The following is a 20,043-nucleotide window of genomic DNA, read 5'->3' on the forward strand; positions in this document are numbered from 1 at the left end:
TATAGCAGTATAAGGGATTTTTATTTTTAATTAAGAAGTTACTGTTTCTTGAAGACTTTTAGACAATTGAACATCGACTTTTTCAGCATCATGAATATGATTCATAATAGTAGTATTTAATTTTTGGAACATTTGTTGTGTGTTAGCGAATTCTCGTAATATGTCATCATTACAAGACTTTTGGTTTTCGATAGCCTTAATAACATTTGTAGCACCATTTTGTAACGTTTGAATCATAACTAAAATATTTTCAATTCTAGCATTTGTATCGGCACTCATTTCTACACCTTCATCAACTAAATGTAAATTATCTTTTGTGTTATCATATGCTTTTTCAATTTCTTCTTGAATTTTTTTCGTTAAGTTGCCGATGTTTTTTGTACTTTCTGCTGTACTTTCCGCTAGTTTTCTTACTTCATTGGCAACGACAGCGAATCCCTTACCATGCTCTCCAGCACGCGCGGCTTCAATACTCGCATTTAAAGCAAGTAAATTTGTTTGTGCTGCAATGTTTTGAATGACTTCTACAATTTGCTCGATTTCTTTTGAGCGTTCGCTTAGATGATTCATACTATTAGACGTGCGTTGAGATTGTTCACCTAATTTATTAATTACAATAAGTAAGCGGTGAACGGATTCTTTTCCTTCATTAGAGCAGTCAATAATTTCTGCAATAGACTGAATTAAGCTTTGTTCCTTTTGTAACATTTCATTATTTAACTCATTGGAATGTGTCGTACGTGTTGAAACATTTTCGAAACATGAACTTAATTGTTGAACTAAGCTTTGAAGTGTATTGTGTTGGTTATTTACAAGTTGATGCTCTTGGACAACGCTTTGTACACGATCGTGGATAGTAGAAATAGTCTCTTGTTTTTCAATATCTTTTTGTTTTAATTCTAATTCTAATTCTTGTATACGCTCTTCTAATTGAGAAATTGTATGTTGGAGTGATTTTTTTTGAGTAAACATGTATTTATTTCAACCGCCTTCGAAAGTTATATTTTCTCTATATTTGGATTTTAGCATCTTTTGTATTTTTTAAATATAGGAATTGTTAAATATTTAAGAATCTATTACATTTTATTCATAATTCTCTTTTTTTCGTCACGAAAAATAAACTGTATTTAATCGTTTTGTAAACAAACTGTAAAATAAATCATGTATAACTGTATAAGAAGGGAGTCGGATTATGAACTATTTTAAGCGAATCAGCTGTCTAGTATTAGCAGGAATTATCGGTCTTTCTAGTACAGTCGCTGTTAAAGCAGAGTCAAACGACGAGAAACTTAACAACATGCAACAGCAATTGCAACAAAACGATGCAGAAATGCAAAAGAAAGAGCAAGAAAAGCAAGCTGTTAGTAAAGAAATTAAAGGTATCGAAAACGAACTACATAATTTAAATAATACAATTGCAAAAAATAAAGAGGATCAAGCTGCTATTCAACGTAAAATTGATGAAACACATAAGCAGATTGAACAAAAAAAGGAAGAAATTATCGTTTTAGAGGATAAAGTCCTTGCTCGTAAAGATATTATGAGAAAACGTATGGTTTCTGTTCAAAACAGTTCAAATACAAGTTTAGTAGTAGAAGTTGTAGTAGAGTCAAAAAACTTTGCAGACTTCTTACAACGTATGAACGCAGTTTCTACTATTCTAGAAGCTGATAAAGAAATTTTACGTCTACAAGAACAAGATCTTCGTCAAATTGAAGAAGATAAGAAAACAATTGACGAAAAAGAAGCATCTTTAGTAGTAGATAAACAAAAATTAGCAAAAGCGCAAGCTGAACTGCAAGATAACTTGAAAAAACGTCAAGATAACTTACAAACAGTTCAAGCTAAATATAATGAAGTGGCAAGCCAACTTAATTTAGCAGCGGAAGAGAAAGCTAAAATTGAATCAAATATGAAGGCAGTACAAGAAACAATTGCTCGTGAACAAGAAGCAGCAAGAATTGCGGCAGAAGAGCGTGCAAAAGCAGAAGCGGCTGCAAAAGCAGAGCAAGAAGCTTTAGCGAAAGCGCAAGCGGAAATTGCTGAAAAGCAAAAGCAAGAAAAAGCTAGTAAACCGGCTGAACCAGTTGCTAATAATAATTCGAAGGTAGAACCTGCACAACCTGAACCATCTTCTAAGCCAACTGCTGGTGGGAAAGAAATTTATGTAGAAGCTACAGCTTATACAGCTGATCCAGCGGAAAATGGTTATGCACCAGGTCAACAAGTATTTTCTGCATGGGGACACTATAACTTAACTGCAAACCCAGGAATGAAATTAATTGCTGTAGATCCAAAAGTTATTCCATTAGGCAAAACTGTAAATGTTGAAGGGTATGGAGTCGCAATTGCAGCAGATACTGGTGGAGCGATTAAAGGTAACAGAATTGATGTGTTAATGCCTGATAAAGGGTCTTCTAGTCAATGGGGAAGAAAAATTGTTAAAGTTACAATTTTAAACTAAAACGTAATCCAACTTTACAATACGTAGAGTTGGATTTTTTTATAATAATAATGTTAAGTTGAGTTTACATTTTGTTAAGGGTAGCATACAATAATGGTGAGAGGTGGTAAATTTGACCATTTTAAACAGAGTAAAAGAATTAAGAGCTCGTTTTAACTTTACGCAAAGTGTATTAGCAGAAAAGGTTGGAGTAACGAGACAAACAATTGCTGCAATTGAAAAAGGGGATTACGTTCCTTCTTTGTTATTAGCACTTACGATTTGTGATGTGTTCCAGTTAAAGATGGAAGACGTGTTTGTTTTAAATAAGGAGGAGGAAGAGGATGAATAGAATTGTTTTTTCTTATATTATAAATGTACTCTATACTGCACTAGCATGTTGGACATTTGTTGAATTTTATAGTGTTATTACAGAGTTAGCAGATATAATTAAAAACGACAAATTCCCATTTGAAGTATGGTTTAATGGAGTACCATTCATTTTATTATTTATTGGAGCAATTATAGTTACAATTTTTTATAGAATTCAAAAGAAAAAATATAAGAATTTATCTTTTTGGATGTATCCATTATTATTTCCGCTAGAAGATGAACGTGAAAAAGCGATTACGGATAAAGCTTGTCGAACAACATTTGTATCGTTATGGTTTGTGTTACCTTGTGCAGTTGGATTTTTAACTTTTTCGCCTATTATTAATGAATATCTTCCTGGATACCCATTATATATTCTATTTTCTTTATTCAAATGACAGTATTTCACGTATCACTATACAGAAATAAATTAGCTTGAAAAGAAACCTTCTTGCATCGGCAAGAAGGTTTCTTTTCAAGCTAATACTTGTACATATAGCGATATTATTTTATCATTTTATATAGAGTAAGATTTTGTAAGGGAAAGGAACTGTGTATGAATAAGCAAAGAATTTATAGTATAGTAGCAATTCTGCTATTTGTTGTAGGTGGCGTGTTAATTGGAAAGCCATTTTATGATGGATATCAGGCTGAAAAGAAACAGACTGAAAATGTGCAGGCTGTTCAAAAGATGGATTATGAAAAGCATGAGACGGAATTTGTAGATGCTTCCAAAATTAATCAACCAGACTTGGCGGAAGTAGCGAATGCATCATTAGATAAGAAACAAGTAATTGGTCGTATTTCGATTCCAAGTGTTTCAGTAGAACTGCCTGTTTTAAAAGCTTCTACTGAAAAAAACTTATTATCAGGTGCAGCGACAGTAAAAGAGAATCAAGTTATGGGAAAAGGAAATTACGCATTAGCAGGACATAACATGTCTAAAAAAGGTGTTTTATTTAGTGATATAGCTTCTTTGAAAAAAGGCGATAAAATTTATTTGTATGACAATGAAAATGAATATGAGTATGCGGTTACTGGTGTATCTGAAGTGACTCCTGATAAGTGGGAAGTTGTAGAGGATCATGGGAAAGATGAGATAACGCTTATTACATGTGTATCTGTAAAGGATAATTCTAAGCGTTATGTTGTTGCTGGTGATTTAGTAAGAACGAAGGCGAAGAAGTAAAAAAGAAGGTGAACTCTTTAAAGAGTTCACCTTCTTTTTTACTAATGTTGAGAAATAATAGAATATTTCGGTTTTGTATTTAAATATTATTCTATTTATGTATAATAAAGTTAGGATTCTATATTTTGGGAGGAACAAGAGTGAGACAACAGGTGAAGAAACTTCTTTTAACAACGAGTATAGCGTTATTGGTAGCTCCGATTTCAGCTTATGCACATCCAGGGCGTACAGATGCTAATGGCGGACATACGTGTCGTACAAATTGTGAGAAATGGGGATTACAGTACGGGGAATATCATTATCACAATAAACCAGCTTCTAGTAGTGGCGCAACGAGCCCAGCTCCTAGCCAGAATAATAATAGTGCTGTAGAAGCTGAGAGACAAGCAGAAGCACAGCGCAATACCGAGGCGGAAAAACAACGTGCTGCAGAAGTGCAACGCAACGCTGAGGCGGAAAAACAACGTAATGCAGAAGCACAGCGTAAAGCTGAAGAAGAGAGACAACGTGTAGCCGAGGAACAAAGAAAAGCTGAAGAGGCACGTAAGCAAGAGGAAGCGCAGCGCCAAGCTGATATGGAAAAAGGTCAACTTGAAGGTCAAAAGAATGGAGAAACTGATTTTAAAGCAGGAAAAAATGATGCAGAAGTGCATGTAGCTGGAAAATCTGATGCATATAAACAAGCGTTTAAAGCGACTTATGCAGCCGTATGGTCTTTAGAAGAGCAGAAGAAAACGCATTTTGAAAAAGGAAAAGAACAAGGTTTAGCACAAGAGACGATGGACGATAGTCAAGTTGCTCCAGAGTTTAAGGTAAACTTTGCAGACGGATTCAAAGTAGGGAATAAAGAAAGAACAGAAAAAATTGAAAAAGAGCAAGCTGAGTTAGGGGAAAAGACAGGGAAAGAACTAGCTGAAAAGAATCCTGGAAATAGAGAGAAAGAAGTATACGTGAAGGCATATGAAACAGCGTATGAAAAAGGCTATAAGTCTACAAAAAAGGTAGTAGAAAAGGCTGGCTATAAGTATGCATTTGAAAACTATGATTTAAAAGTTCCTGCTAAGTATGAAAGAAATGAATTGTTAAAGAAATGGTTTACTGAAGGATTTAAATCGAATAAAAAAGCAGCGGAAATTCGAGAAGAAGGGTATAAAAAGGGAGACAGCTGGTTCTCATTCTTCTATAAGAGTTTCGTACCAAGTGAATATAAAGAACATAAAGAGCTGTACGAACAAGCAATTGAAAAAGGTAAAACAGCATAAAAAAAGATGAGGAGAAATTCCTCATCTTTTTTAATCCATCCATTTCACTAATTTCTTAGAAATTAATAATAAAACACAACCTAGTACAATTGCCACAGCGCCAATAACTGTGAATACTTCAGCGTATCCAAGTGAAGTTGTGAAGCTTGCAAGTTGTCCGCCTAAAATGTTGGCGATACCTGAACTTGCTAGCCATACACCCATTAGTAAAGATGCTAATTTTACCGGAGCAAGCGCACTAACCATTGATAGTCCGACAGGTGATAAGAATAGCTCACCTAACGTATGGAAAAGATACGTAAAGACGATAAACAGTAAGTTTGCTTTTTCTGTAATGTTATGTTCATCACTACCTGTTTTTAATGTAGCGATAACGAGAATGATATAACCAATACCGAGCAAAATCATACCAAGTCCCATTTTAGTTGGGATTTTTAAATCACCCTGCTTGCGAGTTGCAAGTTTTGCCCATAATGCAGAAATGACTGGAGCAAGTAAAATAATAAATAATGGATTGACCGATTGGAACCAAGATGTTGGAACTTCCCATCCGAACACAGAGCGGTCTACAAATTTGTTTGTATATAATGTTAATGAGCTACCAGCTTGTTCAAAGCCAGCCCAGAAGAAGACAACGAAGCATGTTAAAATGACGATAACTGCGGTACGTTGTTTTTCTTTTTTTGTTAATGGTGTATCTCCTACTGATGGTTGTCCAGCAGCTGTTTGTAAATCGCGAGTTGGTTTTTTACCGATATTACCAAGGAAGCGATTTGATAGTGTTGTAAATAAAATTTGTCCAATGATCATTCCGATTGAAGCGGCTAAGAAACCGTAACGGAATCCGTAATGTACAACGCCATCAACTGTTGTTTTGAATAAATTTTCTGATAAAAATCCGCAAACGAGTGGAGCTAAAAATGAACCGACGTTAATACCCATATAGAAAATGGTAAATGCACTATCACGTTTTGGATCGTTCTCTTCGTATAATTCTCCAACCAGTGTAGAGATGTTCGGTTTGAAGAATCCGTTACCGATAATAATAAGCGCTAATCCGAGGTATAGGCCTAATTGGTTTTGCAAGGCAAATAGTGTAAGGTTACCGATTGCCATTGTTATACCACCAATTGTGATTGCTTTTCGTCTACCTAGAAAACGGTCTGTTAAGTATCCACCAATCATTGGTGTGAAATAACAGGCTCCAGTATAAAATCCGTAAATAGAGAGTGCCCATGCGGGACTAAACCCAAGACCACCGCTTACTAAAGCTGTCGTTAAATATAATGTTAATAATCCTCGTAATCCATAGTAACTAAATCTTTCCCACATTTCTGTAAAGAAGAGTAAGTATAAACCTGGAGGATGTTTCTTTTTTCTTTGTTGTTCTCTTTCTAGTTGTATCGCTGATTCCATGTTATTTTCCTCCTGACACAAACAAAAACAAAGTTAATAATTTTGTACATTTAATATTTTACTTTATTAACTATTATAAGTCAATAAAGGTTGATTTTTCAGAAGAAATTGGAAAAGAGGAATAGCTATAGAATAGGTGTTTCTTTTGTGATAGACTATGGACTATGTTTTCTTTGTAAGGAAGCGGGTTATTGTACTTTTTTATATGTGAAATTGATTTCATAAAAGATGAAATTAAAGAAGGAGAAAGAAATGAAATTGTTACAGAAAAAAGAAATTTTACTTATTAGCCTTATGTTATTCTCTATGTTCTTTGGAGCAGGGAATCTGATATTTCCACCTTTCCTTGGGTATGAAGCAGGAGAACATGTTTGGATTTCATTAGTAGGGTTTATTATATCAGCAACAGGTCTTCCTATATTAGGTGTTATCTCTATTGCAAAAGCAGGAAGTTTTCAAACGTTAGCGGGTAGGGTTCATTCTTCATTTGCAATTATTTTTCCATGTATCGTGTATGTATTTATTGGACCTGGGCTTGGTATACCCCGTGCGGGAAGTTTAGCTTTTGAAATGGGGCCAGGTCAGTTATTCCCTGAAGCAGGAAACGGATTATTATTGTTTTACACAGTTATTTTCTTTAGTATTGTTTACTGGTTAAGTTTATCCCCATCTAAATTAATGGGGTTGTTTGGAAAAGTCTTGACGCCGTTATTATTATGTATGATTGCACTCATTTTTATAAAGAGTATGTTTACAACAGTAGGAGATATGAAAGAACCAATAGGGAACTATGGCCAAGCTCCTATGTTTCAAGGGTTTTTAGATGGATATTTAACAATGGATGCGTTAGCTGCTTTAATCTTTGGAATTGTTATTGCAAATGCATTACGTGCAAAGGGTATTGAAGATGATAAAGGTTTAGCGAAATATATGAGTATTGCTGGAATTGGGGCAGGACTATTATTATCTATTATTTATGTCATCCTTGGATATGTGGGGGCAATTAGTGGCTCATTAGGAACATTTGATAACGGTGCGAAAGTGTTAGCACAAGTTATGATTACATTATTTGGACAGGGCGGAGTCGTTTTATTAGGTCTTATTTTTACTATCGCGTGTTTATGTGTTTCAATTGGACTTGTTACGTCTTGTAGTCAATTTTTTGCGAGTGCATTTCCGAAAGTATCTTATAAATTGTGGGCATTTATAGTAAGCGTTGTTAGTATGATTTTAGCTAATTTAGGGTTAACGCAAATTTTAAAAGTATCAGTACCAATTCTTGGATTTATTTATCCAATTGCGTTAACGCTTATTATTCTAGGGTTATTCCATCAGTATATTGGAAAGTATGCATACGTATATGCAGTAACTGTTTTGGTTGTAGCGATATTTAGTGCAATTGACATTTTAAATAAAAATGTAATGATGAATCAGTGGACGTCAGCATTAAAATACATCCCGTTTTATACAGAAGGTGTTGGGTGGATTGTTCCAGCTATTGTAGGCATGTGTCTTGGTTTTATCGTTAGCATTTTTCTAAATAAGAATAAATGAGTAAAAAGGTGTTTTCCTATTTTGGGAAGACACCTTTCTTTTTTTGGAAAAATACTATTGAAAATGAATAGACTAAGAGTATGATAAAGATAATTGGTAATATATAGGTTCAATGAGAGTTACGAATAAGGGGGGAGCGTATGAAGAAGGATTTGGATAAGAAAATAGAAGCACTCGAAACGGCAATTGAAACAATTCAAGAAGCACTTGCTGAATTAAAAGTAAAGCAGAGGGAAATAGAAGTAGAAAACGCTCAGCAACATGTTAGTAAGAACAAGAAAGAATATATTGAAACGGTAATGGAGGAAAAGCCAAAAGAAGAAATAGTTAAGATAAAAGAGCCTTTGCAAGAACCTGAGTTAAAACAAGTAGATATATCGGCTTTTAAACCAGAGCCATTTAATATTATTAAGTTTTGTCAGACGTGGTTACCGCGTGTATTTGTCGGTATTATGTTGCTTGGAGTGATCTGGTTATTTAAAGCAGGGGTAGATGCTGGTTTATTAACACCAGCGATACGAATTGTGTTTGGTATCGCATTATCTATCGGGTTGTATTATATAGGAGATATTCAAATTAAAAGAGAGCGGCAAGCGTTAGGATTAGTATTAGCTGGAGGAAGTATTACCGGGATTGTTCTAACGACGTTTGCAGCACATTATTTATATGGATTTATTCCGGCAAGTGTCGCGTTTCTCTGTAATATTGCATGGGTTATTTTAGGGATTTATTTAGCGAAAAGATATCAATCGGAATATCTCACTATTTTCGTAGCGGTCGGTGCGTTCTTCGTACCATTCTTGTTAAATAGTACGACTCCTAATCCTTATATTTTCTTTGGATATGAGACAGTATTAACACTTAGTTTATTATGGTATGCGTTGAAAAATCGTTATAAATACTTATATATGATTTCTTACGCTGTTGCTGCCATTGTCCTTTTCGTTTTCTTTGCTGTTATGTCAATGTTAGTAGAGAACTTGCAAATACAGTTAACGATTGTATATGGTTTGATTCATTTACTATTATTTTGGCATATGTTTACGGAGAGAAGTTTTATACTAGAACCACGTTTGGCGATATTTAGTGCGAATGCAGTGTTCTTTATACTAGCTATTTCAAAAATACCTGATTTTACAACATGGGGATTAATTATTAGTGCACTCGTGCATGCCGCTATGTTCGTATGTGAATATAGGAAAAATAGACATTCTACATTTACAAATCTCTTATTTGGTTTCGCAATGGGAGCATTTAGTTTAGCAATTTTATATGAGTATAGTTTAGTGAATGCAGCGATTGTACTATTGTTACAAGGTTTCCTCGGCATGGTCACTTCTATTAAAGTAAAACAACAGATAAAATTGTATGTTAGTGCGACGGTTTACGCAATTGGAATGATACAGACTATTTTTAGCCCGTTTGATCAATTTATTTCGGCAGGCTTTGTTGCTCATCTTATTTTAATAGGAACGTTCTATTATTGCATGAGAGAAGCGAAAGAAGTATTAGCGAGCTTCGGCAAATATATGTATTCTATAGTGCTCTATTGGTTTATGATAATTGTATTTATTACAATTACGAGAATCGGTGAAGTTTTATCTGCAGATGGAAGCGTAATTAGTGTATCAGTATCGTTATTATGGATGGTATATGCATTATTTGCGGTTTGGTTTGGAAGAAATAGAAATATGGATGAAATATTATATGCTGGTTTAGTCGTTTTAGTCGTAACGGTAGGGAAGTTATTCTTACTTGACTTACCAGAGGTATCGATGATGATTAGGGCAGTGTTATTCCTAATCGTCGGTAGTATAGGTATCGTTATTTCAAGAATGTTTTTCTCGAAGGAAGAGAAGTGAGAAGAAGGCAATCCATGTATGGATTGCCTTTTTTATTATTTCTTATTAATCGTTACAGTTTCATTATATTTCGTTGTTGTATTTTGGCGTAGACGAAGCGTTGCTTGTCCAGTTGTATTTGAATCAATCTGTACATTTACAACTTTCTCAGCAGAGCCTAAGCTGTTTGTTGTGAAAGAAAATGCACTACTATATCCGAAAGTAGATGGCCAAGTGCCGTTTGCATTTTGTACTTTAGCCACTTGTGTTCCACCAGTAGTGAAGATACCTAAAGAATAGTTGTTATACGTTGTATTAGGTAGTAAGTTATTTACTTGAATCTTCATTTGGAAAATTTCATTGTTTGGTAGAATGCTAGGGTGTGTAACGACGTAGTCGCTTGTTGTTACCGCACCGTTATAACCGTATGAACCTGGTTTAAAAGTATTTGTATTAAACCATTGATAACCTGCATTTGGTGCACTCCAAGGTTCAGGTTGTGGTTCTGTTGATAAGCTTGGCTGTTCAAATGTTTGTAGAGCTGTAGGTGAATCAAGTTGTAAACCATTTACTTGATCTAAACTTGTAAATGTCTCTTTATTTGATAACCAATTTACGATGTTTTCTAATAAAATCGCATCGTTTTCTTCTTTATAACCATCGTAAGTTTTCTTTGTTTGGCCAGAATCTTCACGAACGTATTTTGGCGTAGCATCTTCAACAGGAGAAGAGTCACCAATAAAGGCAGCTTTTCCAAGTCCTACTTTTGCGATAGCAGCATATGGGCCTTCTGCAATACCACCGCCATTATAAACGCCACTATCAACAGCGTTATTCCATTTTGATGGATTTTCTGGAAGGTAAACAAGTCCTTTTGCTAGTTTTGGGTTTGTAATTGCTAGAGTAGAACCAGCATGCATTGCTACAGACGAAACACCTTTTGTAATTCCGAAAGATTGTTCAGGCGATACAATTGTTTTCGCTGAAACATCACCAAGTGCATTGTAGCGGAAGCGAATACCGAAGTTGTCAGAGAGCCAATCAGAGCTTTCTACTCCTTGCATAGCTTGTGAATTAGCTTCTTCATTAGACATTCCTTTTGCTGGATTATCCCAAGCACCGCGTCTATATCCATTAAATACTTCAGAAGAGTCCCAGCGATTTTTATTACGATCTGCATTGTAATGATCAGCAATAAAGAAGATACTACCACCATTTTTTACATATTGTAACATAGCGTCCTGCTCAGATTTTTTGTAAGGAATATTAGCTTCTGGAACGATAAATACATTGTAATCTTTTAAGTCTTCGTACGTAATAGGTGTTGATTTACGAAGTTCCTTTACGTGATATCCGTTTTTTGCAATGCCGTTTCCGAAGTCAGAAAAGCCGCCGTCAATAACCCAGTCAGCTGTCCCAGCAGTTTGACCGTGTGTATTATCGAATAATACTTTCTTCCCATTGTTTTGATTTACAACTTTTGCAGCAATTTCAGGAGCTGGGTCTACAGAGCTTTCGGCATAAGTAGACGATATGAACGAGGTCCCTATACTTAGTGTAATTGCTGTTGCTAAAGAAAATGTAATCCATTTTTTATTCTTCATAGAAGAATCCCCCTAATAATAAATATATGTGCTTTAATAATGTAATTTATTTTTCTGTAAAAATAAAGACGGAAAACATAAAAAATATTAAAAAATTGTAAAAATACCGTGAATTTTGTTGAGAAATATTTATATAGATATAAAAACATCCCTTCCAAGTAATAAGGAAGGGATGTTTTGCTTAACTAATTTTTGAGTTAGGTGTTTCATCAATCTTATGAAACCCTTTCATGTAATATACGATTGCTAAGCCGATAAGCCAAATTGGGCCGACAATCAATGCAATTCGTGTATCTTCTGAATACGCCATTATACCTAATACTAATACAAGGAAAACGAGTGAGAAATATGAGCTTAATGGGTATAAAGGCATTTTATACGATAACTTTTGTTTATTTTGAGTAGGCAAGCTTTTACGGAATTTAATTTGAGCGACTAATATAATTCCCCAAGTCCAAATTGCACCGAAAGTTGAAATGCTAGTAAGCCATGTAAATACCTTTGCAGGTACGAGATAGTTTAATATAACACCAATTAGTAAAACGATAGCAGTTGCTACAATTCCTTGGCTTGGAATGCCATTTTTATTTAAACGACCAAATCTTTCAGGAGCTTTTTTCTGCTGAGCTAATGTATATAGCATACGGCCTGTACTAAATAAACCACCGTTACAAGAAGAAAGAGCTGCTGTTAATACGACAAAGTTAATAATACCTGCTGCTTTTGCGATACCAATTTGTTGGAATGTTAATACGAATGGACTGCCTTTCTCACCAAGTTCGTTCCATGGATAAATTGCCATCATAACGAATAATGCCCCAACGTAAAAGAGTAGAATTCTCCAAAATACGTTATCGATTGCCTTTGCGAGTGTTTTCTTCGGATTTTGAGCCTCACCAGCTGTAACACCGATTAATTCAACGCCTAAATAAGCGAATAGTACCATCTGCATGGAGAGTAGTAACCCAGAAAATCCATTTGGGAACCAGCCACCATGTGACCAAAGATTTGAAATACCAGTAGCGATACCACCGTTTCCGAATCCGAATAAAATAATACCAGCTCCGACTACTATCATACAGATAATTGTGACAATTTTAATGAGAGCAAACCAAAACTCAAGTTCTCCAAATACTTTTACCGATAAGAAGTTAAAAGCGCTCATTAATAATAGAGCAAGTAATGCCCAAGTCCAGCGCGGGATATCTGGGAACCAGTACTGCATGTAAATACCAGCTGCTGTAATTTCAGCCATACAAGTAACAACCCATAAGAACCAGTAATTCCAACCAGTAATATAACCAGCGAGTGGTCCAATATAATCATATGCATATTTACTAAAAGAACCAGCAACAGGTTGTTCAATTGCCATTTCCCCAAGCGCTCGCATAATGAAAAAAATAACGAGACCGGCAATCATATAGCCTAGCAAAATAGAAGGACCTGCTAGTTTAATGGCGGAAGCGGATCCTAAAAATAGCCCAACGCCAATAGCTGAGCCCAGTGACATTAAAGTAATATGTCGTTCTTTTAAACCACGATTTAAAGTTCCAGATTTGTTTGTGTGCTGCATAAGAAGAATCCCCCTTGTAGAGTGAACGATATTTGAATGCGTTTACTAAATATTTAACTATTTCAAATTATAAAACATTTCTATCTGTTATGCTACAAAAATAATCATAATGAACTGTACTACATCTGTACTTGTCAGACTTAAACTTAAAATTCTAACTATTAGGGAATATATTGACTCTTCTTTTTATTGATTGTTAAGATTAAGTATTATATTTTCTCACATACTAGTAAGAAAAAGAATGTGTGATAATAATTCAGGTGTAGGAAGGGTACATAAGCATGTTTCAATTACAAAAATATAATACTTCTGTGAAGCAAGAGTTTTTAGCTGGCATCACAACTTTTTTTACATTTGCGTATATTCTTGTCATCAATCCAAAAATATTATCTGATGCAGGTGTACCATTTGACCAAGCGTTTACAGCAACAATTATTGCAACCGTTGTTGGAACAGTAGGTATGGCGATTTTCGCGAATTACCCGATTGTTATTGCTCCAGCTATGGGAATGAATGCATATTTTGCTTATTCTGTTGTACAGAAGGCAGAAGGGATTACATATGTAGTTGCCTTTTCAGCTGTATTTGTAACGGGGATTATTTTTCTTTTATTATCTTTTACTTCGTTTAGGCAAAAGTTAATTTTAGCAATTCCTGATAGTTTAAAGCATGCAATTGCAGGTGGAATTGGACTATTTATTGCTTTTATTGGATTGCGCCTTTCTGGAATTATCGTGGATCATCCGTCTAATTTAGTTACGATTGGTGATTTTCATTCTCCAGCTGTTATTTTAACTTTAATTGGTTTAATATTAGCGGCGGTATTAATGACATTGCGTGTGAGCGGTGCATTATTTATTAGTATGATTGTGACAGGAATTATTGCCTTCTTTACAGGGCAATTGAAGTTTGCTGATAAAATTGTGGCGATGCCTCATTTACCAGAGGGTATCATCGTTTCAAATCCAATCAATGCCTTTTCAGATGTAATTGAATACGGATTATACGGCGTTGTATTTTCATTTTTACTTGTACTTTTATTCGATACAACAGGTGCATTACTTGGTTTAATTAAACAAGCAGGTTTAATTACAGACAATACAGAGAAGCGTTTTGGTAAAGCGTTTATTGCAGATGCAATTGGCGGGACTACAGGTTCTATCTTTGGAACAAGCCCAACAGCAGCGACGATTGAATCGTCAGCAGGTATTGCTGCAGGTGGTAAAACTGGGTTAACAGGGATTGTAGTTGTTGGTCTAACAATTATAACGGCATTTTTTAGTCCTGTTATTGCTTCTTTATCAAGTGTAGCCGCTATTACAGCTCCTTCATTAATTATAGTAGGTAGTTTAATGGCACAAAGCATTCGAGATATTAATTGGAATGAATTTGAAGATGCGTTACCAGCATTTTTAATTTTTATAGGTATTCCGTTAACATCTAGTATTGCGAATGGAATTGCAATTGGATTTTTAGTGTATCCAGTCTTGAAAATTGTGAAAGGGAAAGGGATGGAAGTGCATCCGTTACTATACTTATTTACAATTTTATTTGGATGTCATTTATTCTTATAATATAGGAGAGGGGGCTTCTTATGAGGGGCTCCTTTTTTGTGTATAATAAAGTGAAACTTAAATTAGTAATGTAAAATATAAATTACTTATTGGAATATATATTATAATAAGGGTGGAGGAGAAAGAAACAGTAAACAAAAACATAGACAAAAGTAGGCATATATAGTGAAAAGTAATTATGAAACAATATAAACCGAAAGAATTTTCAGAAATGCTTAATGTCTCTGTTAAGACATTGCAAAGGTGGGACAATCAAGGTGTTTTACCTGCTTACCGAAACCCAAAAGCAAGAAGATATTATACAGAAGAACAGTATAAGAAATATATGGGTATTCAAGAAGAACTTGTTCAGGATTTAATATCTATCATTCATGTATTTAGCTGTAGAATATATGGGTTGAGAAAATACAAAAAGAAAATGTCGGAGGATGAAGACTTATGAAAAGAGCATATTTAATAGAAATCAAACCGACAACTGAACAAATTAGTAAAATCCGTCAAACTATTGGGGTGTGTCGATATGTATATAACCTGTATATCTCTAAAAATAAAGAGGTATATGAGTCGGAGGGGAAATTTCTTAGTGGTTATGACTTTTCCAAATGGTTAAACAACATTCATACAAAAGAGTGTGACCAGTGGATTAAAGAAGTGTCGAGCAAAGCGGTAAAACAAGCGATTATGAATGGAGATAAAGCTTTTAAGCGGTTTTTTAAAGGTTTATCTAAGTTTCCACGATATAAAAAAAAGAAGAAGCAAGATGTGAAGTGCTACTTTCCGAAAAACAACAAAACAGATTGGACAGTAGAAAGACATAGAGTAAAAGTCCCTACAATTGGTTGGATAAGGTTAAAAGAGTATGGATATATTTCAAAAAATACAACTGTAAAAAGTGGTACAGTATATCAAAGAGCAGGAAGATACTATGTGTCTATACTCTGTGAAGTGAAAGAGGTAAAACCAAATGCAACTCTCAATACAGTAGGTCTAGGAATTGATTTGGGAATTAAAGACTTCGCTGTACGTAGCGATGGAAAAACTCACAAAAATATAAATAAAACAGTACAAGTAAAAAAGATAGAAAAACGGTTAAAACGTGAACAACGCTCTTTATCACGCAAATTTGAAAATATAAGAAAGAGAGGTGAACAACCTGTTACTAATAAAAGAGCGAATATAAACAAAAATATTCTTAGGGTGCAACAACTACATGCTAGGCTAGCAAATATTCGATTAGCGTATGTAAAGTCTATTGTAAATGATGTGGTGAAAACCAAGCCAACGTTTATTGTAGTAGAAGATTTGAATGTGAAAGGTATGATGAAGAACAAACATCTATCTAAAGCTGTAGCGCAACCATGTTTTTATGCTTTTAAAACATGGTTATTAATGAAATGTAGGGAATATGGAATTGAACTACGGCAAGTAGACAGATTCTATCCATCTTCTAAAATGTGTTCATGTTGCGGTCAAAAAAAGTCGGATTTAAAGCTGTCTGACCGAGTATATACATGTGAATGTGGCAATGTAATAGATAGAGATTTAAATGCGTCAATCAACCTTTTACAAGCAAAAAAATATACAATAATAACGTAAATAGATTGTATATATGTACGGTGGGCTACATCGGAATTTACGCCTGTGAAGTGTCACAGCAAACTGTAGTAGCAAGTGATTAGCGAGGCAGGGCACGTAGAAGCAGGAATACTCTAAGAATATACATTTGTCTATATTTTTAGTAGCAGGAACATGAATGGCTGTAAGTAAAATAAAAGTCGCGCGTGTTCAATTAGATTTAACACAGCAACAATTAGCAGAAAAAGTAGGCGTTACAAGGCAAACGATTAGTTTAATTGAGAAGGGGAAATACAATCCATCTTTAGATTTATGTTTAAAAATTTGTTATGCAGTAGATAAAACGTTGAATGATTTGTTTTGGGAGGAAAAGGAGTGGTAGGATGAAAATCGTGAAAGATGAACGTTTAATGATTGAAGGGTTAAAACATATTAGATTAGCTTTCATCTTACAAAATATCGTCATACTAGCTATCGTCTTTTACCGCTATGTCTTGCAAGGGGCAGGATATGAAAGTGTTTCGGATTTATTAATGGTATTTATGGGCGGGATAATAATTATTAACTTTTTAAATCTGAAAAATTCAGTGGAAGTGTATGAGCATACGGGCGGAGTGTCGCGTCGTTATTTTATGAAGCTATTATTCATTCCGGTAGGTATTATTATTGGGATTTTAGCTATTTGTATCGTTGTAACACCAGATATTTCGATAAAGGAAATTAGTATGACAGGACTTATTATGTTTGCTTGTTTTTTAGTTCCAAGTTTGTTTATATACATATATATGAAAAAAATAAAAAGAGAAGATTGAAATATAAGAAAGGCTTTCCCATATTGAGGAAAGCTTTTCTCATATTCTTTTATATAGTACTTTATGAAGGCCAATCGGTTCAATTTCAAAGATTTCACCATATTCCTGAAAGCCTAAGTGTTTGTAATAGTCAGCTACAGTAATTCGGCCATTACACCATAATATATTTGCTTGGCGTTCTTGCAAGATTTGTTCCGCCTTCTGAATTAAGGAGCTTCCAGCACGGTTGTTTCGAAATGCAGGTAATGTTGCCATTCCTCGTAGACGATAATGAATACCCGTTGGTAAGTCGGGATATATTTCTTTTGAGAAGGAAGCGATACTAATTAGTTCATCGTTTATAAATGCGCCTAAGTGGAAGGTGTCTGTTTCATAATCGGAAGGGTATTTACAATCTGCTAATGTTTGATTGGGGCGTAAAATTTTTTGACGTAATACGTAAGTTTCAGATCCCTCAATATTTTTCACGGTAATCATATTAACATCCTTTCTTATAACGCTTTTTCTGTTAATTGTATAAAGAAATAGGCAGGTGCGGCGAGAAGTCCGAGTATGCTAGCAGTTCCAAGAAGGAGTGAAAGTAGGAGGCAAGAATATTTTATTCCATTCGATTTTTTCCATCCGTAACTACAAATCTCAATACTAACACCGATGAGAATAATGGCAACGAGTATTTCGGCTAATAATAAGAGAGCTAAAGTTATAATAGACATAATGTAATCCATCCCCATAATATGTGATAGTAACATTTTACCATATGAAATGGAAAAAATGCCCCTCAATTATGTGAGGGGCATTTTTTTATTCTAATATGTTTTTTAGTGTATCGATATGTTCTTTTGAGCCTGTTACAAGTAATGTATCACCGTGTTGTAGTCTTGTATCCCCATGTGGGATTAATGCTTTATTTCCACGATAAATTTGAATGACTAGTACATCACCTAAAAACGGAAGGCGACGAAGTGCAACGCCGTTATATTTATTGCTCCGTAGTTCAACTTCACGGACGGTTTCGTTTGCTGTTGTAATTAAGCGAACGAGACTAGGTTTATCAATAAGCGCACGTAATAAAATACGTGTAGAGTTAATTGTTGAGAATACAGCGATATGTTCTTGCGTTGCTTTTTCTTGTAGAAGTGGATCTTCTACACTTGCAATAACATGTTCAACACCTAGCTCTTTTGCATGTTCTGCCAATAATAAGTTTTGTTCATCATCACTTGTTGCAACAACGACGCGATCTGCATCAAATGCTGTTTGTTCAGTTAATGATGCGATTGTGATGTCATCCAATTTCACGATAGGGAAGTCGTGCGATTTCGCTTCTTCATCATTTATTTTGTTTTGACGCATCATATATAGCATTACGTCATAATCTTCTCGTTTTAAATCTAGTGATAACGGAAGGGTAATTCTGCTTGCGCCAATAATAGCTACTTTTGGTTTTGGTGTTTCTACTTTTGGGAACATTTTTTTAAACAATATAGGTGCAAAAATACAAGTAATAACTGCGCTTAAAATAAGAGAGGCAGATAAACTTGGACTGATGATCTCCAGTTTTTCACCAATTTGTGCAGCCGCAATAACTAAAGAAAGTGTCGATGTTAATAAAATTGCACTTCCAAGTACGATATTACGTGGATACCATTTTCTTAAGACGAGTGATGGTAAGAGTTTTGAAATAAAGAGTCCTACAATTAAGATTGGGATCATTAGCATGCTAGAAGGTTCTTTGAAAATAGACCACACCTCTAGATTTACACCAACCATTACGAAGAAAATAGGGATGAAGAAACCGTAGCCGATAGAATCAAGTTTTTCCACCATATCTTCATTTGGTGATAATAACGATACAAGTACACCTGCTAAGAAGGCGCCTAAAATATTTTCTGCTCCAACAGATTCCGATAACCCAACTAAGATTAAAATGAGTGCAAAAACAGCTCGTGTATCAATTTGTACACTACCAGCTTTTAAACTATCTAAGTATGGAATGTTTTTAAAACGTTTTGCAACGAAGTAAATAACAATACCAGCGCCGAATAGAAGAAGAAGAAGCCACATGCTTTGGCCGCTTTCGGAATTTAATCCGACGAATACAGCGAGTAAAATCATTGTAACTAAATCCGCAATAACAGCGACTAATAAAATGATTTGCCCAATTGCTGTTTTTCCTAAGTTATTCTCTTTTAATGTTGGTACAACAACACCTAAAGAAATAGTTGAAATAATTAAAGTCATGAACATTGCATTATCTACGAATCCTAGCCATACGAATAGTAATGATAGGGCATAAGATAAGATGAAAATAAATAAGAAGATAATGCTTGCTGCCTGAAATGTATTTGGTTCGTTTGTCGTATTTTTTTTCCCTTTTTGTTTAAAGATAGAAAAATCAATTTCTAAACCGCTTAAGAACATGAGGAAGATAAATCCTAATGTTGATAAAACTTGAAGCCATATATCTGGCTCAATAATATTAAACCCACTTTTACCTACAAAGATTCCTGCAATAATTTCTGCAACGACCACAGGAAGTGCTTTTAATTTAAAGCGTTGTAACAAAAGGGGAACGAAAAACGCGATTGCAACGACAACCATAAGTGATAGAACAGAAGTATGATGTTCCATTGCGTTCTCTCCCTTCAAATAAATATAGTACCTATTTAGCCATATAATAGGTAGAAAAGCAACGCATATGGATTCGATTTCATAAAGAAAGACTTTTCTTAACATTTGTCATAATAAGTATATTTTTCATGATTATGCTGTTAATTCCGTAATGTGGATGTAATAGGGGAGGGAATCGTACTGCTCGTTAATGCGGA

The 20,043-nt window shown here is 34.7% G+C and carries 18 protein-coding genes and 1 pseudogene; 12 read left to right on the top strand and 7 right to left on the bottom strand.

The window, feature by feature from the left end; genetic code table 11:
- Positions 1 to 30: 30 nt before the first annotated feature.
- Entirely contained in the window at positions 31 to 972 is a 942-nt protein-coding gene (locus tag GD442_RS03430) for a methyl-accepting chemotaxis protein (protein ID WP_000495039.1), read from the bottom strand.
- A 220-nt stretch (positions 973 to 1,192) separates the two neighbouring features.
- Between GD442_RS03430 and GD442_RS03435 the strand changes: the two genes are divergently transcribed.
- From GD442_RS03435 to GD442_RS03455, 5 genes and pseudogenes are all read left to right on the top strand, one after another.
- A complete protein-coding gene (locus GD442_RS03435) occupies positions 1,193 to 2,464 on the top strand; it encodes a 3D domain-containing protein (RefSeq protein ID WP_070179719.1) in 1,272 nt (423 codons plus the stop codon).
- Between the two features lie 103 nt (positions 2,465 to 2,567).
- Positions 2,568 to 2,795, top strand: coding sequence for a helix-turn-helix transcriptional regulator (locus GD442_RS03440; RefSeq protein WP_011109823.1), 228 nt, complete (start codon positions 2,568 to 2,570; stop codon positions 2,793 to 2,795).
- Positions 2,788 to 3,254, top strand: a pseudogene (locus GD442_RS03445) (DUF2178 domain-containing protein). Before GD442_RS03440 ends, GD442_RS03445 begins: the two are co-directional and overlap by 8 nt.
- A 117-nt stretch (positions 3,255 to 3,371) precedes the next feature.
- Positions 3,372 to 4,004: a class A sortase gene (locus GD442_RS03450; RefSeq protein WP_001041726.1), complete on the top strand. Its 633-nt coding sequence runs from the start codon at positions 3,372 to 3,374 to the stop codon at positions 4,002 to 4,004.
- Positions 4,005 to 4,144: 140 nt separating this feature from the next.
- Positions 4,145 to 5,266, top strand: coding sequence for a YHYH domain-containing protein (locus GD442_RS03455; protein WP_001249819.1), 1,122 nt, complete (start codon positions 4,145 to 4,147; stop codon positions 5,264 to 5,266).
- Positions 5,267 to 5,296: 30 nt separating this feature from the next.
- Here the strand turns inward: GD442_RS03455 and GD442_RS03460 are convergent, their stop codons facing one another.
- The gene (locus tag GD442_RS03460; RefSeq protein WP_000443143.1) at positions 5,297 to 6,682 is read right to left on the bottom strand and encodes a peptide MFS transporter; all 1,386 of its coding nucleotides are present in this window, start codon (positions 6,680 to 6,682) and stop codon (positions 5,297 to 5,299) included.
- Between the two features lie 252 nt (positions 6,683 to 6,934).
- On the opposite strand from GD442_RS03460, the gene brnQ1 reads away from it, so the two are divergent.
- Positions 6,935 to 8,236: a branched-chain amino acid transport system II carrier protein BrnQ1 gene (brnQ1, locus tag GD442_RS03465; RefSeq protein ID WP_000771689.1), complete on the top strand. Its 1,302-nt coding sequence runs from the start codon at positions 6,935 to 6,937 to the stop codon at positions 8,234 to 8,236.
- Between the two features lie 140 nt (positions 8,237 to 8,376).
- The gene (locus tag GD442_RS03470; RefSeq protein WP_000710918.1) at positions 8,377 to 10,098 is read left to right on the top strand and encodes a DUF2339 domain-containing protein; all 1,722 of its coding nucleotides are present in this window, start codon (positions 8,377 to 8,379) and stop codon (positions 10,096 to 10,098) included.
- A gap of 35 nt (positions 10,099 to 10,133) precedes the next feature.
- On the opposite strand, the gene GD442_RS03475 is transcribed toward GD442_RS03470, so the two are convergent.
- Both GD442_RS03475 and GD442_RS03480 read right to left on the bottom strand, forming a co-directional pair.
- Positions 10,134 to 11,681 (bottom strand): hypothetical protein, encoded by a 1,548-nt coding sequence (locus tag GD442_RS03475; RefSeq protein WP_000791522.1) that lies wholly within the window; start codon positions 11,679 to 11,681, stop codon positions 10,134 to 10,136.
- 181 nt (positions 11,682 to 11,862) lie between these two features.
- Complete coding sequence (locus tag GD442_RS03480) at positions 11,863 to 13,254, bottom strand: amino acid permease (protein WP_001164897.1); 1,392 nt, start codon at positions 13,252 to 13,254, stop codon at positions 11,863 to 11,865.
- A gap of 281 nt (positions 13,255 to 13,535) precedes the next feature.
- On the opposite strand from GD442_RS03480, the gene GD442_RS03485 reads away from it, so the two are divergent.
- The 5 genes from GD442_RS03485 to GD442_RS03505 all read left to right on the top strand — a co-directional run bounded on the left by GD442_RS03485 (position 13,536) and on the right by GD442_RS03505 (position 17,215).
- Entirely contained in the window at positions 13,536 to 14,828 is a 1,293-nt protein-coding gene (locus GD442_RS03485; protein ID WP_000487192.1) for an NCS2 family permease, read from the top strand.
- A 178-nt stretch (positions 14,829 to 15,006) separates the two neighbouring features.
- Positions 15,007 to 15,270 carry a MerR family transcriptional regulator gene (locus tag GD442_RS03490; RefSeq protein WP_086407830.1) on the top strand — a complete coding sequence of 88 codons (264 nt, stop codon included), beginning with the start codon at positions 15,007 to 15,009 and terminating at the stop codon, positions 15,268 to 15,270.
- Entirely contained in the window at positions 15,267 to 16,424 is a 1,158-nt protein-coding gene (locus GD442_RS03495; protein ID WP_086407829.1) for an RNA-guided endonuclease InsQ/TnpB family protein, read from the top strand. Before GD442_RS03490 ends, GD442_RS03495 begins: the two co-directional genes overlap by 4 nt.
- Before the next feature lie 157 nt (positions 16,425 to 16,581).
- The gene (locus GD442_RS03500) at positions 16,582 to 16,785 is read left to right on the top strand and encodes a helix-turn-helix transcriptional regulator (RefSeq protein WP_000301183.1); all 204 of its coding nucleotides are present in this window, start codon (positions 16,582 to 16,584) and stop codon (positions 16,783 to 16,785) included.
- 1 nt (position 16,786) lies between these two features.
- Positions 16,787 to 17,215 (top strand): hypothetical protein, encoded by a 429-nt coding sequence (locus tag GD442_RS03505; protein ID WP_000706629.1) that lies wholly within the window; start codon positions 16,787 to 16,789, stop codon positions 17,213 to 17,215.
- 39 nt (positions 17,216 to 17,254) lie between these two features.
- Here GD442_RS03505 and GD442_RS03510 read toward each other — a convergent pair whose 3' ends face one another.
- The 3 genes from GD442_RS03510 to GD442_RS03520 are packed head-to-tail and all read right to left on the bottom strand — an operon-like array spanning position 17,255 to position 19,846.
- The gene (locus tag GD442_RS03510; protein WP_000633767.1) at positions 17,255 to 17,692 is read right to left on the bottom strand and encodes a GNAT family N-acetyltransferase; all 438 of its coding nucleotides are present in this window, start codon (positions 17,690 to 17,692) and stop codon (positions 17,255 to 17,257) included.
- A 14-nt stretch (positions 17,693 to 17,706) separates the two neighbouring features.
- Entirely contained in the window at positions 17,707 to 17,964 is a 258-nt protein-coding gene (locus GD442_RS03515; protein WP_000926991.1) for a DUF4022 family protein, read from the bottom strand.
- Positions 17,965 to 18,016: 52 nt separating this feature from the next.
- On the bottom strand, positions 18,017 to 19,846 hold the full coding sequence (locus GD442_RS03520) for a monovalent cation:proton antiporter family protein (protein ID WP_086407828.1): 1,830 nt from the start codon (positions 19,844 to 19,846) through the stop codon (positions 18,017 to 18,019).
- Between the last annotated feature and the right edge of the window lie 197 nt (positions 19,847 to 20,043).

Origin of the sequence: Bacillus sp. A260 (assembly GCF_009861435.1) — a bacterium.
GTDB classification, from domain to species: Bacteria; Bacillota; Bacilli; order Bacillales; family Bacillaceae_G; genus Bacillus_A; species Bacillus_A cereus.